We start from the raw sequence: 23,877 nt of genomic DNA, 5'->3' as shown, positions 1-23,877 counted from the left end.
ATCAGCGCCGGGTTGCCAGCAGGCCGATCAGGAAGCCCACACCGGCCGCGATCCCGACCGATTGCCATGGGTTGGCCTGAACATAGTCTTCGGTGGCGGTAACTGCGGCTTTACTGCGTTCGCGCAGGGAGTCTTCGGTCAGTTTCAAGGTTTCGCGTGCACGCAGCAGACTGTCGTGGATTTGCTCGCGCAGCTCGTCAGCCTGATCGCCAGCCAATGTCGCGGTATGTTCGAGCAACCGTTCAGTGTCGCTGACCAGTGTCTGAAAGTCGTTCATCAGGATTTCTTGAGCAGTCTTTGCCTTGATGCTGGCCATTGGTGATCTCCGTAAGTGGCTTCTGTTGCGTTCGAGTATGAGCCTTGGGTGAAGGTTCAGTGCAAATCACTGGTACAACTTTTGCTGTGTCGTGGTGCGCCGGCCCGTGTGACTGCGCTGTTGCCGGGCAGGAATCGAGCAAAACCTTATCTCAAATAATGAAAACCCGCGCAAAGCTTCCCGCCTTATGCGCCAAAGCGGCACATCAGGATCAATGTGTAGATCCTGGAAGGTTGCAATTTGGTGCATGAATTGTCTGCGCGAACTGCTTTGGTGCTTTTTTAGCCTTCAGGTCTGCCAACATCATGGAAAATCTGCAAAGCGCTGTGGACAGTCTGGTCCATAGCTCCAACACGTTGTTCATCCTGATTGGTGCTGTCATGGTTTTGGCCATGCATGCCGGTTTTGCCTTTCTCGAAGTCGGTACGGTTCGACAGAAGAACCAGGTCAACGCGTTGTCGAAGATCCTCAGCGACTTCGCCATTTCGACCCTGGCCTACTTCTTTATAGGCTATTGGATTTCCTATGGGGTGACCTTTCTGCAACCGGCGGCAGTGATCAATGCCGATCATGGTTATGGCCTGGTGAAGTTTTTCTTTCTGCTGACGTTCGCGGCAGCGATACCTGCGATCATTTCCGGCGGCATCGCCGAGCGCGCGCGGTTCGTGCCACAGTTGTGTGCGACGGCGCTGATCGTGGCGTTCATCTATCCGTTTTTCGAAGGCATGATCTGGAACGGTAACTTTGGCCTGCAAGCCTGGTTGCTGGAACGCTTTGGCGCAGGTTTCCACGATTTTGCCGGCTCGGTGGTGGTTCACGCCATGGGCGGCTGGCTGGCGCTGGCGGCGGTGTTGTTGCTCGGGCCAAGACAAGGTCGCTATCGCGACGGAAAGCTGGTGGCGTTTGCACCCTCGAGCATCCCGTTCCTGGCGTTGGGGTCGTGGATCCTGATCGTTGGCTGGTTCGGTTTCAACGTGATGAGCGCGCAAACCTTGCAAGGGGTTAGCGGGCTGGTGGCGGTGAACTCGCTGATGGCCATGGTCGGCGGCACCGTGGCGGCGCTGATTGTCGGGCGCAATGACCCGGGCTTTCTGCATAACGGCCCGCTGGCCGGGCTGGTGGCAATCTGCGCCGGTTCCGATCTGATGCATCCGGTAGGGGCGCTGGCCACAGGCGCCATCGCCGGGGCGCTCTTTGTCTGGTGCTTTACTGCTGCCCAAGGCAAATGGCACATCGATGACGTATTGGGGGTCTGGCCGTTGCATGGCCTGTGCGGGGTCTGGGGTGGAGTCGCTTGCGGTATCTTTGGCCAAAGTGCATTGGGTGGTCTGGGCGGTGTGAGCCTGATCAGCCAGTTGATCGGAACCACGCTGGGCGTGGTCGTGGCGCTGGCCGGTGGCTTCGCGGTGTATGGTGTGATCAAGGCGCTTCATGGCCTGCGTCTGAGCCAGGAAGAAGAGTATTACGGCGCAGACCTGTCGGTGCACAAGATCGGCGCCGTGAGCCAGGATTGAGTCAGTTCTCTTCATCGTTGGCGCCGGGATACAAACCGTGCAACAGGCGATAGCGGTCATGTCGTATCTGGTCGGCCCGCTCCTGGACCTGATGCGCGGGTAAACCCAGCATGATCAACGCGTGGGAGGCTAGCATCAGGCTCGACTCCAGTAATTCGGGTACGACTTCGCTGGCGCCGGCAGCTTTCAACTCGGCCAGTTGGCTGTCGTCGCGAGTACGTACCAGGATGGGAACGGTCGAGTTTAATCGGCGCGCCTCCTTGAGAATCAGCAACGCGATATCGGCCTGGTCCACGGCTATCACCAGCAGCCTCGCGCGGGCCAGCCCTACCGCCAGTAGCAGTTCACCGCGCCGTGAGTCGCCATAGTGCACACAGGTTTCACCCACGGCGGCTTCCTGGACACGCACCGGATCGGTGTCCAGCGCGATATAGGGCTGCAGCGCGTTACGCAGCGCTCGCCCGATGGACTGGCCTACGCGACCGTAGCCACAGATCACCACATGGCTGTGCAATCCGGCGTTAAGCGTGCTTATTTCCTCGAGTTTGGCTTCTTCGTTGGGCTTGCGGTGCAGGCGTGTGGCGATGTGAGGCGCCGCGCGCAGCAACAGTGGCGTTAGCAGCATCGAGCAGAAGGTCGCGGCCAGCAACAGCCCGCCGAGGTCGGCGGGCATCATCTTGTTCTGTTGCATCTGAGCCATCAATGCGAAGCAGAACTCGCCACCCTGGGCCAGTGCCAGACCGCTGCGCCAGGCCGTTTCAACATCGTTTCCGCGCCATTTGACCAGCAAGGCGACCACGCAACCCTTGATCAGCAGCAACCCCAGGGTCAGCCCGAGGATCAGCAAGCCGTGACTGAGAAACAACTGCAAATCGATGAGCATGCCAATGCTGACGAAGAACACCCCGAGCAGAATGTCGCGGAACGGCCGGATATCGGCTTCGATCTGATGGCGGTAGTGGCTTTCTCCGAGCAACATTCCGGCGAGAAAGGCGCCCAGGGCAGGGGAGAGCCCGAGCAAGTGAGTGAGCCAGGCCGTGAGCAAAACAATCACCAGTGCCAACAGTACAAACAGTTCCGCGGAACGGGCGGCCGCCACTTCATGAAACAGCCGTGGCAACAACCAGCGACTGGCCATCAGCAGGCCGACGAAGAGCAAAACGGTCTTGCCGAGCGTCACAGGTAACGCCCAGTACCAGGCCTGATCGCTGTTGCCGGCGAACACCGGCACGAGAGTCAGCAGCAACACTGCCACGATGTCCTGGAACAGCAATACGGCGATGGCATTTTGTCCGTGGCTGCTGAAAATCTCGCCCAGACTGCCCAGTTCCTTGCTGACAATGGCCGTGGAAGACAGCGACAGGCCGGCTCCGAGCAGCATCGCAGGTGTCGCCGACATGCCGAACAGCATCAGCAACCCCCCCAGCAGTACCGCAGTTATCAGTACTTGCTGGCTGCCGAGCCTGAACACGACTTTGCGCAAGGCGAGCATTTTCGACAGGGAAAATTCCAGCCCGAGGGAGAACAGCAGGAACACCACCCCGAGCTCGGCGAGGTCGGGCAGGTCTTCGCTTTCATTGACCCAGTTGAATGCCGTCGGGCCGATCATCAGCCCCACGCACAGGTAACCCAGCACCGGTGGCAGGCGCAGGCGCTGGAACAGTGCAATCACCACCAGGGAGGAGGCGAGAATGATCAGAAGGTTGGCGAACACGAAAACTCCAATGACAAGCGCTGGCTACTCAAGCGTAGAGGCAAAAAAGCGGCAAGGGTCGCGTAAATGACATCCAGTCCGAATGATTTGAGTCAGGAGTTTGCCGAAATTCTTTGAATTCAACCTTCTCCGGTCGCGTTGGGCAGTGACTCGACTGCTTCTGATCGCAGGCCTAGAATGTACGTCTACTTTGCCGGGTCCTGTGCTCATGCCTCCTGAATGTCAGCTTTTCGGCACCATTGGGTGCCATCTTTGTGAAGTGGCCGAAGCCATGCTGATGGCATTTGTCGAGCACGGTCTGCTGGTTGAACTGGTGGATATTGCTGAGGACGAATCATGGTTCGAAGCCTACAGTTTGCGGATTCCGGTGCTGCGACGTTGCGATAACGGCGCCGAACTTGCCTGGCCCTTTGATTCCGAGCAGGTTGTGGCATTCCTGCGCTGAGCTGGACACCTTTTGCGAGCCCCATCCGTCGCGGTCTTCGTTCCGGTCATTGGCGAAATTCAGGTTATTCGGTTACTGTATGTTCATACAGTTGCTCGGATTGCCTGTCATGTCTGCCCTGTTGGGGATTGGGCAGGTGATCCCGGAAGTCAGAGGGAAGAATCGTGGTCAATGTCGAACAATTGAAGAACAGCGTGAACCGGATGTCGGTGGACGTGGTGCGTGAAGCCGTCCTCGAGTTGCAACTGGATGGTCTGGTCACGGAAGGGAAAACTCCGTTCAACAAGCTGCATTTCAATACCTGTTTCGCCGAAATCGAGGCACTTTTCCAGCGTGCGGGTTATCACCGCCAACTGGATGTCGTGGGCTATCAGGGGTTGTTGTACGCACTTTATGATCCGGGGCGCTGGGAAGCGGTCGATGTGTTGCGCTGGCTCAAGGAGTTCACTGAAGCGGCGGCACGCTCGCAGTCGATTCCGGCCTGAGGATTCTCTTCTAGGTTCGTTCCGGCCACTGCTGGATAATGCCGCCCTGTATCGAGAGTCAGAGCGTTCGTATGTCCACTTCATCTTTTTCTGCTGCACACAACCAGGCCAGCACACTCTACTTGCCGCCTGGGCCGTGGCAGACCGTGCTCGATTGCCTGAGTGAACACTTCAGCGCCATCGGTCGTGAACGATGGCTGGACAGAATTGCTCGTGGCCGCGTCCTTGACGGGGATGGCGCGCCAATCGCCGTCGATCTTGCCTACAAGGAAGGTCTGCGAATTCACTATTTTCGGGAAGTACCGGACGAAAAGCCGATCCCTGTGATCGAGTCGATCCTGTATGCCGACGAGCATCTGGTGGTGGCAGACAAGCCACATTTTTTGCCGGTGACGCCGGCGGGCGAATACGTCGAGCAGACGCTACTACGGAGGCTGATTCGCCGACTCGATAACCCGCACCTCGTGCCTTTGCATCGCATTGACCGGCATACGGCAGGGCTGGTGCTGTTTTCAGCCAATCCTCAGAGCCGTTCCGCCTACCAGTCGTTGTTTCCCACGCGGCAAATCGAAAAACGTTATGAAGCCATTGCCAGGGCATTGCCCGAACGGGCCTTCCCCCTGGTCCACAAGAGTCGGCTCATCGATGGCGAGCCTTTCTTCCGCATGCAGGAAGGACCGGGCGTCAGCAACACCGAGACGGCTGTCGAAGTCAGGGAGAAGAACGGTGATCTCTGGCGCTACGGGCTTTACCCGGTGACGGGCAAGAAGCATCAGCTGCGGGTACACATGACGGCGCTGGGCGCCAGCATCTGCAATGACCCGTTCTATCCGCACGTGCTCAAGGATGTCGTAGACGACTATGCCAACCCGTTGAAGCTTCTGGCACAGGGCTTGCGGTTTGTGGACCCGGTTACCGGTGAGCGAAGAGACTTTGAAAGTGCCATCACCCTGCAATGGTGATAGCCGTTTTTCAGCCACGAAAAAGCCCGCTTAAAGCGGGCTTTTCTGTATCCGGTATCGCCGCAAGAATTACAACTCTTTAACGGTACGAACCTGATCCTTGTTCACGCGGGTTTGCTTGCCGTCCAACTGTTCGAACTCGTAGAAACCTGCTTCGTCGTCATACTTTGGCGTGTCGACGGCCTGGATTTCGCGACCGTCATTCAAGGTGATCACAGTAGGCGATGCGCAACCGGCAAGGGTCGCGAGGCCCAAGGCGAGCATGAAAGTGGCGAGGGTCCGTTGTGTCATGAGTGTGTCTCCGAATAGGAATTCTTTTAGTTACTGAGCGTGAGACGTATACAACGCGTGCAAGTTCCTTGGCTAGTGTCAATCTGACACGTTGTTGTGAGCGCTCAGCAACTCCGGGGTATTAAGGTTGGCCAGGCGAGGATCGTTTTCAGGGCATTGCAGAGCAATCGCGCCCAGTTTTCGCATCAGGCGGCCCGGGCTGCGTTCGCCTTCCTGCCAGGCCTTTTCGAATGCTTCGCCCAGGGCTACGGGGATGATGCACAGCAAGGGTTCCCAGTGCTCTCCATGACGCAACATCAGGGGGGTGTCCGGATGCTGGCTGGCCGCTTCGCGCATGCTGTGGAGCAGGGCGGCATCGATGCGTGGTACATCGCACGGCAAAACCATCAGAGATTCATGGCGGGCGGCCTTCAGGCCTGCACGAATACCGGCCAAGGGCCCGGGAAAATCACCTTCGTCATCATGGACCAACTGGTCGGCGTAGGGCGCGTACTTTTCCAGGTTCCTGTTGCAGGAGATGATCAGGTCGTCACTCAGCGAGCGGGTTTTGCGATGAAGATGCGCAATCAGCGGCTCACCGTGCCACTCGATCAAGCCCTTGTCCTGACCGCCCATACGTTGGCCGCGACCACCTGCGAGGAGCAAAATGGAGCAGGATGGCAACTGTGTATTCAAGGTCATGGCAGGGCTCCATGGGGGCAGTAAAAAAAGAGAGCGCTGTGATATAACACCGGGCTGTTTCTCCTACAACTGGACGAGCCTATGAAAGCCAAGGCTGATGTACCTTTCGCGCCGCTCAACATCGCGGTGCTGACGGTCAGCGACACCCGTACCCTGGAAACCGACACGTCAGGCCAGGTCTTTGTTGACCGCTTGAGCGCTGCCGGCCATAACCTGGCCTTCCGGGTTTTGCTCAAAGATGATCTCTACAAAATTCGCGCGCAAGTTGCCAACTGGATTGCCGACGATGTCGTGCAGGTCGTGTTGATCACCGGCGGCACTGGCTTCACGGGGCGAGACAGCACCCCCGAAGCGGTCAGCTGCCTGCTCGACAAGCAGGTCGACGGCTTTGGTGAGCTGTTCCGCCAGATATCGGTGGCGGATATTGGCACCTCCACTGTGCAATCCCGTGCCCTGGCCGGTCTCGCCAACGGCACGTTGGTGTGCTGCTTGCCGGGCTCGACCAACGCCGTGCGCACCGGCTGGGATGGCATTCTTGCCGAACAACTGGACTCCCGGCACCGCCCGTGCAATTTCGTTGCTCATCTGAAACAGGCGGCACCCTGTGAATCCCGCGGGTAAGCCAGGCAAGACAGGCAGCCTGATGGCTGTCGAGGTGGCGCTGGCGCGCTTGCTGGAAATGGCCGAAGCCACGCCGATTGCCGCGCGTGAACGCTTGCCGTTGGCGCAGGTTCAAGGTCGTGTGTTGGCCGCTGACCTGGTCTCGACACTTGATCTGCCGCCGTGGCCCAACAGTGCGATGGACGGATACGCGTTGCGCATGGCCGACTGGACGGGAGAGCCGTTGTCCGTCAGCCAGAAGATTTTTGCAGGTAACGCTCCGGAACCATTGAAGCCCGGCACCTGCGCACGAATTTTCACCGGTGCGCCTGTTCCTGCGGGTGCAGACTGCGTCGAGATGCAGGAAAACGCCGAGGTACTGGCGGATGAGCGAGTACGTTTCCTCGAGGTCCTCACGTCAGGACAAAACATCCGCCCGAAAGGCCAGGAAACCACCGTCGGTGAGTTGATTCTGGCTGCGGGCACACGCCTTGGCCCGATCGAGCAGGGGCTCGCTGCATCACTGGGATGCGCCGAGCTGGATGTGATTCGCAAGGTCCGCGTTGCGGTACTCTCCACCGGCGATGAACTGATTGAACCGGGTCAGGCGCTTGGGCCGGGCCAGATCTACAACAGTAACCGAGTGTTGCTCTGCAGCTGGTTGCAGCGCTTGGGCTGTGAAGTGATCGACGCCGGTATTCTTGCGGATAACCTTGAGACGACGCGTGCTCGCCTTGGCGAGTTGAAGGATGTCGACCTGATACTGTCGACCGGTGGCGTATCGGTAGGTGAAGCCGATTTTCTGGGCATTGCCCTGCGGGAAGAGGGCGAGCTCACGTTGTGGAAGCTCGCGATCAAACCGGGCAAGCCACTGACGTTCGGGCATTTTCGTGGGGTTCCGGTGATCGGGCTACCCGGTAACCCAGCGTCGACTCTGGTGACCTTTGCCTTGTTGGCGAGGCCCTATCTCTTGCGCCGTCAGGGTGTAAAAGACGTTGACCCCTTGAAGGTGCAGGTGCCTGCAGGATTTGTATGGCCCAAGGCAGGCAATCGACGCGAGTATTTGCGAGGACGTCTGGAGAACGGCCGGGCAATCATTTACAAGAATCAGAGTTCGGGTGTGTTGCGCAGCGCAGCGTGGGCCGATGGTCTGGTCGAAGTGCGAGAAGATCGCACATTGGTGGAAGGTGACAGCGTAGGCTTCATTCCGCTGAGCGAAGTCCTGGGCTGATACCTGCCGCATCTGTCATACAAACCCGGTTCATCGAACCGGGTTTTGCGTTCATGGCGTCCTCTTATCGAGCTAGAAGTGCCACCAACTGGTCGAACCGACTGTTGGCGATCCACCCCAGAAGCCCGAGAACCACGGCTGTTCCGCCGGCCGAATAGGCGAGCCTGTGTTTGATGGACCTGACGTCACCCCGGACTTCTTCCATGTCTCTGCGGATGTATTCGAGGTGTGTTTCCAGTTCAACGACTCGAGGTTCCATTTCAACTTCTCCAGTGGTTTTGGCGCACTTATTGAGTTCAGCTTGATAGCTGGCCCGCCTTTCTGCGAGCGGTGTGACCGGAGTAACCGGCATCCTGATGTCATGGCTTTGCATGATACGTCCCTGTAGTTCCTGCTGATGACGGATAAACCGTACCGCCAAGTTGTACCAATCAGGGTTGAGGGTCAATTGAGCCGATTCCTCAGGTTTTGTAAGAAAAAATCCCACCTTGTAGGACCTCAATACGGTTCGACTTGAAATAATTCATTTTTTTGCGACTTTTATGGGGCGCAGTGAGGTCACATTTCCCATACGGAATTCAATCATGGGAGTGACCACAATGGGCGAACGCAAGGCACTGTTGATTCTGCACGGCAAGCAGGCGCTCAACGAGGAGGTCCGGGCAGCCGTCGAAGAAAAGCGCTCACAAGGCTGGGAATTGGCTGTCCGACTGACCTGGGAGGCCGGCGACGCACAGCGGTTGGTAGACGAAGCGCTGGCGGCGGGCTACAAGCAGCTCATCGCCGGCGGTGGCGACGGGACGTTGCGCGATATTGCCGAGGCGATGGCCGCGCATTCGACGCAGGCCAGTCTGGTGCTGATGCCATTGGGAACCGCCAACGATTTCGCCCGCGCCGCGGGTGTGCCGCTGGAACCTGATCAAGCCTTGAAACTTCTGGACGCTGAACCCCGTGCCATCGATTTGGGCGAGGTCGGCGGTCAGGTGTTCCTGAACATGGCCACGGGCGGCTTCGGTAGCCAGGTCACGGCGAACACCTCTGAAGACTTGAAAAAAGTACTGGGCGGCGCGGCTTATCTGTTCACCGGTTTATCACGCTTCAGTGAATTGCATGCGGCCTATGGTGAGCTGCATGGCCCGGATTTTCAGTGGAGTGGCGAGTTGCTGGCGTTGGGCATCGGCAATGGCCGTCAGGCGGGCGGCGGTCATATGCTGTGCCCGCACGCACTGGCAGACGACGGTCTGCTGGATATCAGCATTCTGCCTGCACCGCAGGAAGTGGTCGGAACATTGAAAAGCTTGCTTGCCGATGGTTTCGGTATCGACAACATGTTTGTGCGCGCGCGCTTGCCATGGGTCGAGATCAAGGTCTCGGAGGGCCTCTACATCAACCTTGATGGCGAACCGCTGGAAGGCGAAAGCCTGCGCTTCTCGGCGCGCCCGGCGGCACTGCGGGTGCATTTGCCCGAGCATTCGCCACTGCTGAGTGTCCCGGCAGCGATCAATCGTCCAGGCTGATGATTTGCTCACGCACGGCGAAGAGGACCAGGCCCGCCACATCGTAGATCTGCAAGCGCTTCATGATCTGCGAGCGATGGGTTTCAACCGTCTTGATGCTCAGGCCCAGGCCGTTGGCGATTTCCCGGGTGGATTTTCCGCGAACGATCAGTCGCAGGATTTCCAGCTGGCGCGCGGTCAGGTTGTGCGAGTCGGCGGGTTCCGGCTGGTGTTTCTGGTTGCGGGTCAGCGCCTGGTTGATGACGGTATGGGCAATGGCCGGGCTCAGGTAGCGCTCGTTGTTGCGCAGGGCATCCAGCGCATGTTCGAGTTCGGTGGCCGTTGTGTCCTTGAGCAGGTAGCCGTGAGCGCCAGATTCCAGTGCCTGCATGATGAGCGCCGGGTCAGTGTGCATCGACAGGATCAACACTTTGCTTTGCGGGTGTACTCGCTTGAGTCGCTGCAAAGCTTCAAGGCCTCCGGTTTCCTTCATGGAAATATCCAGCAGCACGATGTCCGGGGACAGTCGCTCGACCATCTCGAGCAACTGCGAGCCGTCATTGGCCTCGCCGATTACCGCGTAGCCGGGAATATCCAGCACCAGAGCGCGCACGCCAGCTCTGATCAGCGAGTGGTCATCCACCAAAAGTAAGTTACAAGTCAATGCAAAACCTTATTCGTACTGGCCCGTTCCAGCGCACGTGGCGCCCACGGGAAGAGAGCTTCGATTTGAGTGCCTTTGCCCGGCTCGCTGGTCACGCACAGCGTACCGCCCAACTGGTCGATCCGTTCCGACATCCCGGCCATTCCACGTTGTCCCTCACGGCCGGGATCTGTCGCCGGCGCGAAACCCAGGCCGTCATCGCTGATCAACAGCGTCAGGCCTTGAGGCTGGCGTTGCAGGCGAACCAACAGATTTTTCGCTTCGGCGTGGCGCAATATATTGGTCACCGCTTCCTGGGTGATTCGAAAGGCGGCGACGGCCATTTCTTCCGGGATGCCGGTCAATCGTGAGTGGCATTCCAGGCTCCAGTGCACCTGCGTATTAGCCAGTGTCTTGAGCAAATGTGCACGCAGACTGGCTTCCAGCCCAAGGCTGGTCAGCTGCCTGGGATTGAGAATGGCCGACACGTCACGAACTTTGGTCAGGGTTTCTTCCAGCGTGTCGCAGAGCGTTGAGCATTGATCTTGCAGCTCTTCGGGCATTCGACGTTTCAGCCATTCACTTTGAAGTTTTGCCGCAGTCAGTAACTGGCCGATATCGTCATGCAGTTCCCGACTGAGTCGGTGCCGTTCGTTTTCCTGAACCTTCAATAATCGGTCGGCCAGCTCTTGTGGTTCGAACTTTATAGACTTGCGCGAGAGGCAATGCTGCGCCAGGACGCAAGCCAGCGCCGCCATATTCAGCAGCAGCAGACTGAGTGGCAGGCGAGTGGACAGGCTATAGATCGCCAGACTGCCGAGCGCCGAGCAGGTACACAGCAATAGCGTGAACCGGCGCGCGTTTTCTCGGGAGGGTGGCCACGTGGTGATTGACTTGAGGCTGGCGTACATAGCGGATGGAGCCAATGGATGTTCGCTGCGGGCAGACCGGTCATGTTGACTGACGGGTCTCTGTCTGAGTCACTCTGCCATTAATTGACGTCAACTAATGGTCGGCATAATACCACTTAAGATACCGTTGGTCGCGTTTGTATATATGTCCGTACAGTCAGGAAATAAAGAGTCTGGACTTGAGTTCCACAATGGAAAAAGTTTGCCGGCAGGGAAGGATATTTGTAATGAGCTGTCGTTGACAGATATGAAGTATTCAATTGCGACATGAGCGTGCGCAAGTTACAGAGTGGCCGCATGACAATAAGAATACGTGTGATCGCGTAGTTATCGGGAGAGTTAAGCCTGGCGTTCCGAGAAAGAAACGAGCGTGAACGGTTTTGAATGAGCGGGTGGCTGAAACTGGCTTTGTCCGACCTGGAAGGCAAAGGCCTCGATCAGCGATGCCTGTTCGCTGTCATCCAGGCTGAGCTGGCCGGTTTTCTGATCGATCAGTTCAAGCTGCCACGCCATCAATGTGAAACAGTCTTTCAGCGCGCTCAATGCCTGGTCATGCAGGTCTACATGATTCTGGGCATGATTCAGCAGGCCATGAATGTGCAGCGAAAACTCCGAAACCGCGACCAACGCGAGGGCATCGGCCTTGCTGGCCAGTTTGAGGAGGGTGCTCATCATGCATTCGATGGCATCCTTGTCATTACTGATCAGTTGCAAATGACTCAGACATTCCTCGGATTTGGCCAGGAGCGTTTCAGCCTCGACCAGAAACACCGGAAGCCGTTGGGCCCACTCTTTACGGTTCGGCATGCTTATCTCCACAACGTCATGTCAAATGAGGGAATGTCGTGTGTGTCGGCCAGGACCATCAGGGGCCCGGCGTTGCAGTGCCGTTGTGAGATCGCGCTCCGGCCGGCGCGGATGCAGGCGGGGGGATTCGTGAGGGTGGATGGCCACTGACCTGCGATCGCACACAAAAGCCTGACTCCGTTCATGCAATGAGAATGGCGTCACATTAATGGCTATTGGATATTGCGAATATCAGGTTGGGCCTGATTGTTACTAGGGGAATCCCTTACGCAGGGGAACCTAACGTGCGAACTGTTGTCGCGCCGCCGGGATTGAAGCAGATGAATTGAGGGGCTCAGTAAAGCATGATGTTAATGTGACATCAATGCCTGGGCGTGGCATTTTGTATGGGGGTCAAGGTCCGGCAAAAACAGCCGATAACCTTCTTTAGTGAATTCATCGGAACAAGCTCAGGAGTCATTGATGGCCGGCATTCTCGACACGGTAGACCAACGCACGCAACTGGTGGGTGAGAATCGCCTGGAAATTCTCATGTTCCGGCTGGCTGGGCGACAATTGTTCGCGATCAACGTTTTCAAGGTGCAGGAAGTGTTGCAGCTGCCGAAGCTGACCCTCATGCCGCAGCGCCATCCGTTTGTCTGCGGTGTGGTGAACCTGCGTGGCCAGACGCTGCCGGTGATTGACCTGTCCCAGGCCATCGGTATGCGTCCGCTGGTGCCAAGTCCGACCAGTACGATCATCGTCACCGAGTACAACCGCTCGGTGCAGGCGTTCCTGGTTGGCGGCGTGGACCGCATTGTCAACATGAACTGGGAAGCCATTCTGCCACCACCGACCAGCGCCGGCCGCCAGCATTACCTGACCGCCATCAGCAAGGTCGACGATCAGTTGGTGGAAATCATTGACGTCGAGAAAGTTCTCGCCGAAATCGTCCCGTACAACGCCAAGGTGTCCCGCGAGAAGCTCGACGATCCGGTCCTGGAACGCGCCCGTGGCCGTGAAGTGCTGCTGGTAGACGACTCCAACGTGGCGCTCTCGCAATTGCGCGACACCCTTGGCCAGTTGGGCGTGAAGATGCACATTGCCAGCGACGGCTTGAAAGCGCTGAACATGCTCAAGGGCTGGGCCGATACGGGCGTGAACATGACCGACAAACTGCTGATGGTCTTCACCGACGCGGAAATGCCGGAAATGGACGGCTATCGCCTGACCACCGAAATCCGTAACGACCCGCGCCTGCGTGGCCTCTACGTGGTGCTGCACACGTCGCTGTCCGGCAGCTTCAACGACTCGATGGTGAAGAAGGTCGGCTGCGACAACTTCCTCTCCAAATTCCAGCCGGACAAACTGGTCGACGTGGTGCGCCAGCGTCTGATGCTCGACGAAGTGCCTGCCTGATACTGCGTCAAAGGCTGCAAACAACCGACCTGTGGGGTGGGCAACGTTCAGCCTTTGATTCAATGAGAAAGCTCGTATAGGGTGGCATTTTTTGCCCACCAGGGAGCTGGCCATGCTGCGTCTGAGCGCGCTTTATCGTTATCCGTTGAAATCCTGCAAGGCCGAGCCCTTGCAACAGGTCGGCCTCGACAGACTGGGACTGGACGGGGATCGTCGCTGGATGCTGGTGGACGAGGCCAGCGGGCGCTTCCTGACCCAGCGTGTCGTCGGGCAGATGAGCCAGCTGTCGGCGTTGTGGAATGCTGAAGGTGGCTTGACCCTGAGCGCCCCAGGCCACATGCCAATCAATATCGCCTTGCCTGCCGGCGACGCTGAACTGCGCGGCGTGACCATCTTCAAAGACAGTTTGCGCGTGCCTGATGCCGGTGATGAGGCGGGTGCCTGGGTCAGCGAATTCATTGGCAAACCTACTCGACTGGTGCAAATCCCTCTTGATCGTGCGCGCACCACTCAGGCAGGTTACGGCAAGGATGACGATCAGGTGGCTTTCGCCGATGGTTTCCCGTTGTTGCTGATCGGGCAAGCGTCGTTGGAAGACTTGTCGCAGAAAGTCGGCCGCCCCCTGGAAATGCTGCGCTTTCGACCGAATCTGGTCATCGAGGGCAGCGAGGCGTACGCCGAGGATGGCTGGAAGCGTATCCGCATCGGCGATGTCGAGTTCCGCGTCGTCAAACCGTGTTCACGCTGCATTCTGACCACCATCGATCCGCAAACCGGATTGCGCAGCGATGATCGGGAACCGCTCGCGACCTTGCAGAAATACCGTGCTCAGGAAGAGGGCGCGATGTTCGGCCAGAATCTGGTCAACGATGGCAATGGCCAGCTCGAAGTCGGCATGCCGGTCACGGTGCTGGAATAAACGACCCTGAATGAAAAATGCCCGTGTCCAGTGACACGGGCATTTTTTCGTACGGTGAAAACCTGGGGGGTTAGCCGCGGTATTCGCACAGGTAAGCGGTGTCGACGGCCACTTTCAGCTGGAACTTGCTGTTGGCTGGCACGTTGAACTGGCTGCCGGCTTCGAAGGTTTCCCAGTCGGTGCTATCCGGCAGTTTGACGGTCAGGGCGCCGGTCACTACGTGCATGATTTCACGCTGGCTGGTGCCGAATTCGTATTCGCCCGGAGCCATGACGCCGATGGTCGCAGGACCTTCAGCGGTGCCAAAGGCGATCGACTTGACGGTGCCGTCGAAGTACTCGTTGACTTTAAACATGGGCGATTCCTCGAAAAGGGCTAAAAAGGGCCGGCCAGTATGCACAAGGCCTTTGGCGGCGTCACCTCTCTAGAGGGGCAGAATCAGCGGTAACAGACGCGCTGTATTGCGCGCATCCTCCAGCGCCCGGTGCTGCTGGCCGGTGAACTGCATGCCCGCCAGTTGCAGCGCACCGTTGAGCCCCAATGGACGATCCAGGCGTCGGGCCTTGGCAAAGCGCTGTTTGAGGTTCATGTGCGGTACTCGGCTGAGTTCGCTGTCGAGTTGCAGCGTCTGCCATTCCTGCAGCAGTTGCTTGCGATCGTAATCGCCCCAACTCGCCCAGCCTTCCAGGCGCGAATGATGTTGGCCGAGCCAGCGCTCGAAGGCTGGCCAGACCTCGGTCAGCGGTTGTGCGCTGTCGATACTGGCCTGGGTGATGCGGGTCAGCTCGCGGCAAAACGGCGTGAGCAGGGGCCGGCGCAACGGGCGCACGAAACGCTGGAAATGATCCAGCTCCCGACCCTGGCGGTCCACCAGCGTGGCACCGATTTCGATGATTTCCATTTCCGTAACCGGCCAACCCCCTTCATCGGTGGTGGCTTCCAGATCAATGACCAGCCAGTGAGGCATTGCAGGGTTCCTGGTATCCGCATCCTGATAGGATTTGAGCGTAGCCAAACCCGGCGGATCCGCCTAGCGGGTTATTCGACCTCCAACAAAATCTGACGATTTTTCACCTGGTCGCCGACCCTGACCTGCAGCCGCTTGAGCACGCCGTCGATGCCTGATTTCAACGGGTGCTCCATTTTCATGGCTTCCAGCACCACCAGCAGCTGGCCTTTGCTGACCATGCTGCCTTCAGTGACCAGCACATCGACGATGGCGCCGTCCATCGGAGCCTTGAGCGTGCCGGAGCTGGCGCTGGCCTCGCTACTGACCAGCGCCTGTGTGCAATCCATCAGCCGCAGACTCCCGGGACGGGTGAAAAGCCAGAGTTGCCCGGCGTCGAGACGGTAGGCATGACGCCGGCGGATGCCATCGAGTTCCAGGCTGGCCCAGCGCCCGTCGCACTGGATGACACTCAGTTCGAAGGCCTGTCCGGCGGCTTGAATCCGATAGGGTTCGCCCGGTACCGCGTTCAATTGCACCGGCCAATCCTGATCCTCCAGACCGATGCGATAGTGCAGCGGCACACTGGCGTTATTGCGCCAACCGGCCAGCACGGCGGGATGAGCCTGGGCTGAAGCCTGATAGAACAGCGCAGCGGCAATCGCCAGTTCTTCGGCGCCGGGCACATAAGGATGCAGGCAGGGATGATCGGAAAAATACGTCGGGATGAACCCGGTGCTGAACTCGCCACTGATGAATTGCGAATGTTCCAACAGGCTGGCAAGCAGGCGCTGATTACTGGCAAGACCGAGCAGCACGCTGTCCTGCACTGCCCGCAGCAACTTGCGCCGGGCTTCCTCGCGAGTAGCGCCGTGGGCGATGATTTTGCCCAGCAGCGGGTCGTAGAACGGGCTGACCTGCTGACCCTCGATCAGACCATGATCGATCCGTACGCCGCCCTGCGATGCCGGTTCCCAGGCGGCGATCCGCCCGGTTTGCGGCAGAAACGTCTGGGTCGGGTCTTCGGCGTACAAGCGCACTTCGATGGCATGGCCGCTGAGTTGCACCTGCTCCTGGCGCAACGGTAACGGCAGCCCTTCGGCGACGTGCAGTTGCCAGGCCACCAGATCCAGGCCAGTGATCAGTTCCGTTACCGGGTGTTCCACCTGCAACCGGGTATTCATTTCCAGAAAATAAAACTGTCCGCGCGCATCCAGCAAAAACTCCACGGTGCCAGCGCCGACGTAATTCACCGCGCGCCCGGCCTTGAGCGCTGCTTCGCCCATGGCCTGACGCAGCTCGGCGGTCATGACCGGGCAGGGCGCTTCCTCGATGACTTTCTGGTGGCGACGCTGGATCGAACAGTCGCGCTCGCCGAGGTAGATCAGGTTGCCTTGCTGGTCGCCGAACAGTTGAACCTCGACGTGACGCGGGTCGATCAACGCTTGTTCGAGAATCAGCTCGTCGCTGCCAAACCCATGCAGCGCTTCGGAGCGCGCGGTGCGGATCTGCGCCAGCAACTCGCCGGCCTCGTGCACCAGGCGCATGCCCCGCCCGCCACCCCCTGCACTGGCCTTGATCATCAACGGAAAACCGATGCGTTCGGCTTCGCGGCTCAGCGTCGCATCATCCTGCTCGGCGCCCTGATAGCCTTTGATACACGGCACACCGGCGTCGAGCATGGCGAGTTTCGACAGGCGCTTGCTACCCATCAGTTCGATGGCTTCGGGGCTGGGGCCGATGAAGGTCATGCCTGCGTCTCGGCAGGCGCGGGCGAACCCGGCGTTTTCCGAGAGGAAACCGTAGCCGGGGTGGATCGCGTCGGCGCCGGTGCGGCGGGCGGCATCGAGAATGGCCGGGATGTTCAGATAGGATTGCTGCACCGGGGCCGCGCCGATGTTAATGGCTTCGTCGGCGATCTGTACGTGCAGCGCGTCTGCATCTGCGTCGCTGAATACGGCGACGGTGCGGTAGCCCAGGGCCTGGGCGGTGCGCTGGATGCGACAGGCGATCTCACCGCGGTTGGCGATCAGGATTTTGCTGAGTCCGGGCATGGGATGTTCTCTTGTTTTTGCGGTGAATGTGATGGCCTTATCGCGAGCTTGCCCGCGATGCTTTTAAAGGGCCCACCCCGGTTTACGCTTCTGCACGAAAGCCATGGTCCCTTCGACCCCTTCAGCCCCGGTCACCGCTTCGCTGAACCAATCAGCCGCTTCATCCAGCAGCGCATCCGAAGGCTGTCCGGCACTCGCCAGCAACAGCTTTTTGGTCGTTGCATTCGCCCCCGGCGCGCAGCACAGCACATGGGCCAGGACTTCATCGAGACGCTCGGCCAGCGCTTGCGCGTCATGCTCGACAAAATGCACCAGCCCCATGCGGCGGGCGTGGGTCCCATCAAATCGCGCTGCAGTCAGTGCCAACCGTCGAGCCTGGGTCAAACCGATACGCTGCACCACGAACGGTGCAATCTGCGCGGGCAGCAAGCCGAGGCTGGTTTCCGGCAAACCGAATTGCGCCTGATGATCCGCCAGGGCGACATCGCTGACGCATGCCAGCCCCAGACCACCGCCGAGCACCGCGCCTTGCAGCACCGTGATCACCACTTGTGGCGCGTGTTGCACTTCCTGCAGCAGCGCGCCAAACGCCCGGTTCAAATCGCGGTACGCCGATGGTCCCTGAGCACGGGCATTGGCCATGTCCTTGATGTCGCCACCGGCGCAGAAGTGCCCGCCGGCACCGCCGATCACCAGGGCCCGAATCTCGCGATCATCGCGCACTGCCGACAGCACCGAACGTAACTCGGTGACCATCAGCAAGCTCATGGCATTGCGGCTTTCCGGGCGGTTGAGGGTGATGTGCAGCACACCGTTATGCAATTCGAGCAATAACGTCTGGCAAACCGGCAGGGTGCTCATTTCTTTTTCCCCGGCAGGATGCCCATGAGTTTGCAGATGATCCCCAGCATGATTTCGTCGGCGCCGCCGCCAATCGATACCAGCCGCACGTCGCGGTAGGCGCGGGCCACCGGGTTGTCCCACATGAAGCCCATGCCGCCCCAGTATTGCAGGCAACTGTCGCTGACTTCGCGGCCCAGTCGCCCGGCCTTGAGTTTGGCCATCGACGCCAGGCGTGTGACGTCCTGACCTTTGATGTATTGCTCGGTGGCCTGATAGACCAGCGCGCGCAGGCATTCGACTTCGGTTTGCAGCTCGGCGAGGCGGAAGTGGATGACCTGATTGTCGATCAACGCATTGCCGAAGGTTTTGCGTTCCTTGCAGTACTCGATGGTGCTGTCGATGCAGTATTCCAGGCCCTTGATCATGTTCGCGGCGCCGAACAGACGTTCCTCCTGGAATTGCAGCATCTGCATCATGAATCCCGCACCTTCATGCCCGATGCGGTTGCGTTGCGGTACGCGCACGTTGTCGAAAAACACCTGGGCGGTTTCCGAGCTGCGCATGCCGAGCTTGTCCAGGTGCGAACTGAGGCTGATGCCTGGGGTGTTCATCGGCACCATGATCAGCGATTTGTTGATGTGCGGCTTGTCGTCCGAGGTGTTGGCCAGCAGGCAAATGAAATCGGCGCTCGGCGAGTTGGTGATCCACATCTTGCTGCCGTTGATCACGTAGTCGTCACTGTCTTTGCGAGCGGTGGTTTTCAAGCCGGCCACGTCGGAGCCGGCACCGACTTCCGACACGCCAATGCAACCGACCTGTTCGCCGGTAATCGCCGGCCGCAGGAACTCTTCACGCAGTTCATCGGAGCCGAAGCGTGCCAGCGCCGGCGTGCACATGTCGGTCTGAACGCCGATGGACATCGGGATCCCGCCGCAATGGATGGTGCCGAACTCTTCGGCGGCGACGATCGAATAGCTGTAGTCGAGCCCCATGCCGCCGAATTTTTCCGGTTTGGAAATCCCCAGCAGGCCGAGCTCACCCGCCTTGCGAAAAATGTCGTGGATCGGAAAACGCCCGGCTTTTTCCCACTCATCGACGTGCGGGTTGATTTCGTGCTCGACGAATTGGCGAACGGTGCGGCGCAGTGCTTCGTGTTCCTGGGTGAAGATCATTTTTATTGTTCTCCTCTGGCCGGTTCAGAACCGGGCGACGCCAAAACTGTTGGTTTGCAGCGGCCGCAGGTCGGCCTCATGGCAGATGTCCAGCAAATAGCCGAGCAACGTGCGGGTATCCCGGGGATCAATCAGCCCGTCGTCCCACAGGTTGGCACTGCCGTACAGCGCGGTGGACTGGCTGTCGAGTTTCTGCGCGGTGACCTGCTCCAGCATGTCGAGCATCTTCGGGTCAGGCACCAGACCGTCCTTGAGCTGTTTGGCCTCGGTGACGATCCGCAGGACCTTGCCGGCCTGAGCACCGCCCATCACCGCCGTGCGGCTGTTGGGCCAGGCGAAGATGAAGCGCGGGTCGAGGCCGCGGCCGCACATTGCATAGTTGCCAGCGCCATAGGAGCCACCGACAACGATCGTCAGTTTTGACACCCGGGCGTTGGCCACTGCCTGGATCATTTTGGCGCCGTGCTTGATCACGCCTTGTTGCTCGGACTCGGTGCCGACCATGAACCCGGTGGTGTTGTGGAAGAACAGTAGCGGCGTGCGGCTCTGATCGCACAGCTGAATGAACTGCGCAGCCTTGCTCGCGCCTTTGGGCGTGATCGGGCCGTTGTTGCCGATGAAGCCGCAGGCGCGACCCTGAATCTGCAGATGACCGCAGACGGTCTGTTGATCGAACTCACCCTTGAACTCGAGGAAGTTCGAACCGTCGGCGATTCGCGCGACGATTTCGCGCACGTCATAGGGTTTTTTCGGGTCGTCGGGGATCAGCCCGAGCAGTTCGTCGATGGGGTAGAGCGGTTGCTGGTAGTGACGTTCGGGGACCCATTGCAATTGATCGTTCCACGACAGCAGGCTGACAATCTCCCGGACCTGACGTACGCCATCGGCATCGTTCTCGGCCAGGTATTCAGCGGTGCCGGCGGTTTGCGCGTGCATCTCGGCGCCGCCCAGCTCTTCATCGGTGGCGACTTCGCCGGTGGCCGCCTTGAGCAGGGGCGGTCCGGCGAGAAACAGCTTGGCTTTGCCGCGCACCACCACCACGTAATCCGACAGCCCCGGCTGATATGCGCCGCCTGCCGTGGCGGAGCCATGGACCACCGTGATCTGCGGCAACCCCATGGCCGACATCCGCGCCTGGTTGGCAAAGCTGCGCGCGCCTTCGACGAAAATCTCCGCAGCGTAATTAAGGTTGGCGCCGCCGCTTTCGGCGAGGGTGATCACCGGCAATTTGTTTTCCATGGCGATCTGTTGCAGGCGCAGGGATTTTTTCAAACCGCTGGGGGAGATGGTTCCGCCCTTGATCGCGCTGTTGTTCGCCACGACCAAAACACGAACACCCGACACGTAGCCGATCCCGGCGATCAAGCCGCCGCCCGCCGAGCTGCCGTCCTTGTCGTCATGCAACTTGTAACCGGCCAGGCTTGCCAGTTCGAGGAACGGCGCACCGGGGTCGAGCAACAGGTTGAGGCGCTCACGGGGCAGCAATTGCCCGCGCTTGTCGAACTTCGGTTTGGCTTCGGCTGCTTTGTTCAGCAGGTTTTGTTCGAGCTGACGGACCTGCTCGATACCTGCCAGCATCGCGGCACGGTTCCGGGCGAACTGTTCGCTGTTCGGGTCGATTTGCGACTGAATCACCGGCATGACTTATTCCTTGTTCTTGAGCACTTCTGGTAAGTACGCGCGGTGGAAACCGTTGTACGACTTGCTGTTGGTCGCCTTGTGAATCGGCCACGCCCGGCCGCCCAGGCTCGCGGCGCCGTCGATACGCAAGGTGCTGCCACTGACGAACGCCGCGGCCGGGCTGAGCAGGAATACGATCGCCGCACTGACTTCCGATTCGGTGCCGATGCGTTTCAGCGGCACGTGTTCGCGCAAGGTCGGAATCACCGCTTTGAACGCGCCTTCGTAAGTGTCCATGCCGCTGGAGGCGATCCAGCCCGGCGCCACCGCGTTGACCCGGACCCCGGCGTAACCCCATTCGAACGCAGCGGTCTTGGTCAGGTTGTCCATGCCCGAGCGCGCCGCGCCCGAGTGGCCCATGCCGGGCATGCCGCCCCACATGTCGGCGAGCATGTTGACGATGGCGCCGCCGTGTTTGCTCATGGATTGATTGAACACTTCCCGGGCCATCAGGAAACCGCCCACCAGGTTAGTGCGCATCACGGTTTCGAAGCCCTTCTGATTGATCGAGGCCAGCGGCGAAGGGAACTGGCCTCCGGCATTGTTGACCAGTCCGTGGATCGGCCCGTGCTTGCGGATCAGTTCGCTGACCAGATGCTTGACCGCTTCTTCCTCGCGAATATCGCAGGTCTGCCAGTCAGCCTTGCCGCCATCCTCGATAATTTCGGCGGTCACGGATTTCAGTTTGTCGGCATTGCGCCCGATCAACAGCACATGGGCACCGAGCGCCGCCAGTTCATGAGCGGTGCAGCGGCCGATGCCGCTGCCGCCACCGGTGACGATGATGTTTTGGCCGGCAAACAGATCGGCTTTGAAAATCGAATCGTAGGCCACGGCGGCAGTCCTCTAGTTGACCTGGTCGGCGATGCGCTGAGGCACCGGAATCTGGATGTCCAGCAGTTGTTGGGCGAAGGCTTTGCCTTGGGGATCGATCCGCAGGCTGGCCACGCCGCCCCCGCCCAACGCGTTCTCCAGTAGAAAGTTAAGGCTGTGGGTCGCGGGCAGGTACCAGCGCTCGACACGCCCGTGAACCGGGTCGAGCACGTGGCTCATCCAGTCGACGATCACGGCCGGGGTCAAGGCTTCGGCAATCCAGGGCAGGTATTCCGGCTCGCGGGCCATGACGCCGATGTTGCTGTGATTGCCCTTGTCGCCGGAACGTGCGACCGCAAGCTTGATCAGCGCCACGCTGGCATCGGCGCGACCCGTGGGCTTCGGTGGTTCGAACGGCACCGGCAGGTCCGCGGTGGTGAGCACGTCGAGAGCGGGCAGGGCACACGGGTGACGCTGACCGTTGAGATCAATGTCCAGCGTGCAGGCGCTTTTGTCGATGAGGAACGAGAACAGCCGGATCAGCGGATACACCGTCGGCCGCCCGCCGACAATCCCGGTCAGCCCCGGCGCCATGCCGGTGGCAGCCTGGGCAATTTCCCGGGAGAACACGATCAACGCCTGTTTGCTCGGGTGACGCACGGCGAGTTTGATCACCACTTCGCGGCTGTCCTGTCGCTGGCCATGGGGGCCGTAGGTCGCTTCGCTGCCCAGGAGCTCGATGTTCACTTCGCTGTAGGGCGCCCAGCCGCGCTGGCTGAAGATTTCCGAGGTCTTGTTGATGATCGCTTCGCTGACACGCCGGGCCTTGTCCACTGCATCGATGCCGGCAATCAGGCAACTGGCAGTGCAGCGGAAACCATCCGGATACGTCGCGCTGACCTTGTATTGGTCCGTTGGAGGCAAACCCTTTGCACCATGCACCTGAACCGCATTTTTGCCTTGTTGCTGAAGTTTGACCTGGGTGAAATCGCAGACTACATCGGGCAAGAGATAAGCCTGCGGGTTGCCGATTTCATAGAGCATTTGCTCGCCGACGGTAAGGGGCGTCACCAGGCCGCCGGAGCCTTCGGGTTTGCTGACAATGAACTGGCTGTCGGCGCTGACTTCGACGATGGGGAAACCGATGTGTTCGTAATCGGGCACGTCGCGCCAATCGGTGAAGTTGCCGCCGGTGCACTGGGCGCCGCATTCGATGATGTGGCCGGCGAGGGCGGCTTGGGCGAGTTTGTCGTAGTCGTGCCAGGACCAGCCGAATTCATGCACCAGCGCCGCGCTGACCACGGCACTGTCGACCACACGCCCGGTGATCACGATGTCCGCGCCCAGACGCAAGGCTTCGACAATGCCCGGCGCGCCGAGGTAGGCGTTGGTGGAAACGCACATCGGTGGCAAGGGGGCGCCGCTGAACATTTCATGGAGGCCGCGGCTGCTCAGCTGTTTGAACTGCGGTTGCAGGTCATCCCCCAGCAGCACCGCGATTTTCAGCGCCACGCCAGCCTTGTCGCAGGCCGCTTGCAACGCAGCCGCGCAGGCGTGTGGATTGACGCCGCCGGCGTTGCTGATGACGCGGATTTTCTGTTCGGCGAGTGGCCCCAGCAGAGGGCTGAGGACTTCGATGAAGTCACTGGCGTAGCCGGCCTGTGGATCTTTCATCCGCGCACCGGCCATGATCGACATTGTGATCTCGGCCAGATAATCGAACACCAGATAGTCCAGGCGCCCGCCTTCCACCAGTTGCGCGGCGGCGGTCGAGGTGTCGCCCCAGAAGGCGCTGGCGCAACCGATGCGTATCGTTTCAGGCACAGCCCTTTCCATAGCCACCTCCGACAATCGTGAATCGAGACTACCAAGCAAGCGCTTGGTTTGTAAACGACTGAAATATCTTAGGGCCGAGCGCTTGCTTGGTTGCCTGCGTCAGCTTAAATTGCCCGCGCA

At 59.6% G+C, this 23,877-nt stretch carries 25 protein-coding genes; 9 read left to right on the top strand and 16 right to left on the bottom strand.

Going from position 1 to position 23,877, the window contains the following annotated elements; all coding sequences use genetic code 11:
- Position 1: 1 nt before the first annotated feature.
- Positions 2-316, bottom strand: a complete 315-nt coding sequence (locus B723_RS27825; protein WP_017340000.1) for a DUF883 family protein — start codon at positions 314-316, stop codon at positions 2-4.
- Positions 317-621: 305 nt separating this feature from the next.
- Between B723_RS27825 and B723_RS27820 the strand changes: the two genes are divergently transcribed.
- On the top strand, positions 622-1,830 hold the full coding sequence (locus B723_RS27820; RefSeq protein ID WP_017339999.1) for an ammonium transporter: 1,209 nt from the start codon (positions 622-624) through the stop codon (positions 1,828-1,830).
- Position 1,831: 1 nt separating this feature from the next.
- On the opposite strand, the gene B723_RS27815 is transcribed toward B723_RS27820, so the two are convergent.
- Positions 1,832-3,544 carry a cation:proton antiporter gene (locus B723_RS27815; protein ID WP_017339998.1) on the bottom strand — a complete coding sequence of 571 codons (1,713 nt, stop codon included), beginning with the start codon at positions 3,542-3,544 and terminating at the stop codon, positions 1,832-1,834.
- 208 nt (positions 3,545-3,752) lie between these two features.
- On the opposite strand from B723_RS27815, the gene B723_RS27810 reads away from it, so the two are divergent.
- The 3 genes from B723_RS27810 (at position 3,753) to B723_RS27800 (ending at position 5,436) form a co-directional block, all read left to right on the top strand.
- Positions 3,753-3,989 (top strand): glutaredoxin family protein, encoded by a 237-nt coding sequence (locus tag B723_RS27810; protein WP_017339997.1) that lies wholly within the window; start codon positions 3,753-3,755, stop codon positions 3,987-3,989.
- A gap of 164 nt (positions 3,990-4,153) precedes the next feature.
- Positions 4,154-4,474 (top strand): transcriptional regulator, encoded by a 321-nt coding sequence (locus tag B723_RS27805; protein WP_017339996.1) that lies wholly within the window; start codon positions 4,154-4,156, stop codon positions 4,472-4,474.
- Between the two features lie 71 nt (positions 4,475-4,545).
- Positions 4,546-5,436, top strand: a complete 891-nt coding sequence (locus tag B723_RS27800) for a pseudouridine synthase (protein WP_017339995.1) — start codon at positions 4,546-4,548, stop codon at positions 5,434-5,436.
- Positions 5,437-5,505: 69 nt separating this feature from the next.
- On the opposite strand, the gene B723_RS27795 is transcribed toward B723_RS27800, so the two are convergent.
- Both B723_RS27795 and mobA read right to left on the bottom strand, forming a co-directional pair.
- Entirely contained in the window at positions 5,506-5,727 is a 222-nt protein-coding gene (locus B723_RS27795; RefSeq protein ID WP_017339994.1) for a YgdI/YgdR family lipoprotein, read from the bottom strand.
- A 78-nt stretch (positions 5,728-5,805) separates the two neighbouring features.
- Positions 5,806-6,408: a molybdenum cofactor guanylyltransferase MobA gene (gene mobA, locus B723_RS27790; protein ID WP_017339993.1), complete on the bottom strand. Its 603-nt coding sequence runs from the start codon at positions 6,406-6,408 to the stop codon at positions 5,806-5,808.
- An 81-nt stretch (positions 6,409-6,489) separates the two neighbouring features.
- Here mobA and moaB point away from each other — a divergent pair, with 81 nt between their 5' ends.
- Together moaB and glp are read left to right on the top strand one after the other, a co-directional pair.
- Positions 6,490-7,029, top strand: a complete 540-nt coding sequence (gene moaB / locus B723_RS27785) for a molybdenum cofactor biosynthesis protein B (RefSeq protein ID WP_017339992.1) — start codon at positions 6,490-6,492, stop codon at positions 7,027-7,029.
- Positions 7,013-8,239 (top strand): gephyrin-like molybdotransferase Glp, encoded by a 1,227-nt coding sequence (glp, locus tag B723_RS27780; RefSeq protein ID WP_017339991.1) that lies wholly within the window; start codon positions 7,013-7,015, stop codon positions 8,237-8,239. The genes moaB and glp overlap by 17 nt, the downstream gene beginning before the upstream one ends.
- A gap of 64 nt (positions 8,240-8,303) precedes the next feature.
- On the opposite strand, the gene B723_RS27775 is transcribed toward glp, so the two are convergent.
- Complete coding sequence (locus B723_RS27775) at positions 8,304-8,612, bottom strand: hypothetical protein (RefSeq protein WP_031319055.1); 309 nt, start codon at positions 8,610-8,612, stop codon at positions 8,304-8,306.
- 226 nt (positions 8,613-8,838) lie between these two features.
- Between B723_RS27775 and yegS the strand changes: the two genes are divergently transcribed.
- Entirely contained in the window at positions 8,839-9,756 is a 918-nt protein-coding gene (gene yegS / locus B723_RS27770; RefSeq protein WP_017339989.1) for a lipid kinase YegS, read from the top strand.
- Here yegS and B723_RS27765 read toward each other — a convergent pair.
- The 3 genes from B723_RS27765 to B723_RS27755 all read right to left on the bottom strand — a co-directional run bounded on the left by B723_RS27765 (position 9,740) and on the right by B723_RS27755 (position 12,096).
- Positions 9,740-10,399, bottom strand: a complete 660-nt coding sequence (locus B723_RS27765; protein ID WP_017339988.1) for a response regulator — start codon at positions 10,397-10,399, stop codon at positions 9,740-9,742. The genes yegS and B723_RS27765 overlap by 17 nt on opposite strands.
- Positions 10,396-11,289: a sensor histidine kinase gene (locus B723_RS27760; RefSeq protein ID WP_017339987.1), complete on the bottom strand. Its 894-nt coding sequence runs from the start codon at positions 11,287-11,289 to the stop codon at positions 10,396-10,398. Before B723_RS27760 ends, B723_RS27765 begins: the two co-directional genes overlap by 4 nt.
- 339 nt (positions 11,290-11,628) lie before the next feature.
- Positions 11,629-12,096, bottom strand: a complete 468-nt coding sequence (locus tag B723_RS27755) for a hypothetical protein (protein ID WP_017339986.1) — start codon at positions 12,094-12,096, stop codon at positions 11,629-11,631.
- A gap of 462 nt (positions 12,097-12,558) precedes the next feature.
- Between B723_RS27755 and B723_RS27750 the strand changes: the two genes are divergently transcribed.
- Together B723_RS27750 and B723_RS27745 are read left to right on the top strand one after the other, a co-directional pair.
- Positions 12,559-13,494 (top strand): chemotaxis protein CheV, encoded by a 936-nt coding sequence (locus tag B723_RS27750; RefSeq protein WP_017339985.1) that lies wholly within the window; start codon positions 12,559-12,561, stop codon positions 13,492-13,494.
- A 112-nt stretch (positions 13,495-13,606) separates the two neighbouring features.
- Positions 13,607-14,413: an MOSC domain-containing protein gene (locus B723_RS27745; RefSeq protein WP_017339984.1), complete on the top strand. Its 807-nt coding sequence runs from the start codon at positions 13,607-13,609 to the stop codon at positions 14,411-14,413.
- A 70-nt stretch (positions 14,414-14,483) separates the two neighbouring features.
- Here B723_RS27745 and B723_RS27740 read toward each other — a convergent pair whose 3' ends face one another.
- The 8 genes from B723_RS27740 to B723_RS27705 form a co-directional block, all read right to left on the bottom strand.
- Positions 14,484-14,768, bottom strand: a complete 285-nt coding sequence (locus B723_RS27740; protein ID WP_017339983.1) for a pyrimidine/purine nucleoside phosphorylase — start codon at positions 14,766-14,768, stop codon at positions 14,484-14,486.
- 69 nt (positions 14,769-14,837) lie between these two features.
- Complete coding sequence (locus B723_RS27735) at positions 14,838-15,380, bottom strand: exonuclease domain-containing protein (RefSeq protein ID WP_017339982.1); 543 nt, start codon at positions 15,378-15,380, stop codon at positions 14,838-14,840.
- Between the two features lie 71 nt (positions 15,381-15,451).
- Positions 15,452-17,413 (bottom strand): acetyl/propionyl/methylcrotonyl-CoA carboxylase subunit alpha, encoded by a 1,962-nt coding sequence (locus tag B723_RS27730; RefSeq protein WP_017339981.1) that lies wholly within the window; start codon positions 17,411-17,413, stop codon positions 15,452-15,454.
- A 63-nt stretch (positions 17,414-17,476) separates the two neighbouring features.
- Positions 17,477-18,274 (bottom strand): enoyl-CoA hydratase/isomerase family protein, encoded by a 798-nt coding sequence (locus B723_RS27725; protein ID WP_017339980.1) that lies wholly within the window; start codon positions 18,272-18,274, stop codon positions 17,477-17,479.
- On the bottom strand, positions 18,271-19,428 hold the full coding sequence (gene atuD / locus B723_RS27720) for a citronellyl-CoA dehydrogenase (protein WP_017339979.1): 1,158 nt from the start codon (positions 19,426-19,428) through the stop codon (positions 18,271-18,273). The genes B723_RS27725 and atuD overlap by 4 nt, the downstream gene beginning before the upstream one ends.
- A 24-nt stretch (positions 19,429-19,452) precedes the next feature.
- On the bottom strand, positions 19,453-21,069 hold the full coding sequence (atuC, locus tag B723_RS27715; protein WP_017339978.1) for a geranyl-CoA carboxylase subunit beta: 1,617 nt from the start codon (positions 21,067-21,069) through the stop codon (positions 19,453-19,455).
- Positions 21,070-21,072: 3 nt separating this feature from the next.
- Positions 21,073-21,942 carry an SDR family oxidoreductase gene (locus B723_RS27710; protein WP_017339977.1) on the bottom strand — a complete coding sequence of 290 codons (870 nt, stop codon included), beginning with the start codon at positions 21,940-21,942 and terminating at the stop codon, positions 21,073-21,075.
- A 12-nt stretch (positions 21,943-21,954) separates the two neighbouring features.
- Complete coding sequence (locus B723_RS27705; protein WP_162491069.1) at positions 21,955-23,745, bottom strand: acyclic terpene utilization AtuA family protein; 1,791 nt, start codon at positions 23,743-23,745, stop codon at positions 21,955-21,957.
- Positions 23,746-23,877 lie beyond the last annotated feature (132 nt).

This window comes from Pseudomonas fluorescens NCIMB 11764 (assembly GCF_000293885.2).
Classification (GTDB): domain Bacteria; phylum Pseudomonadota; class Gammaproteobacteria; order Pseudomonadales; family Pseudomonadaceae; genus Aquipseudomonas; species Aquipseudomonas fluorescens_B.
This window is presented reverse-complemented; position numbering and strand designations above follow the sequence as displayed.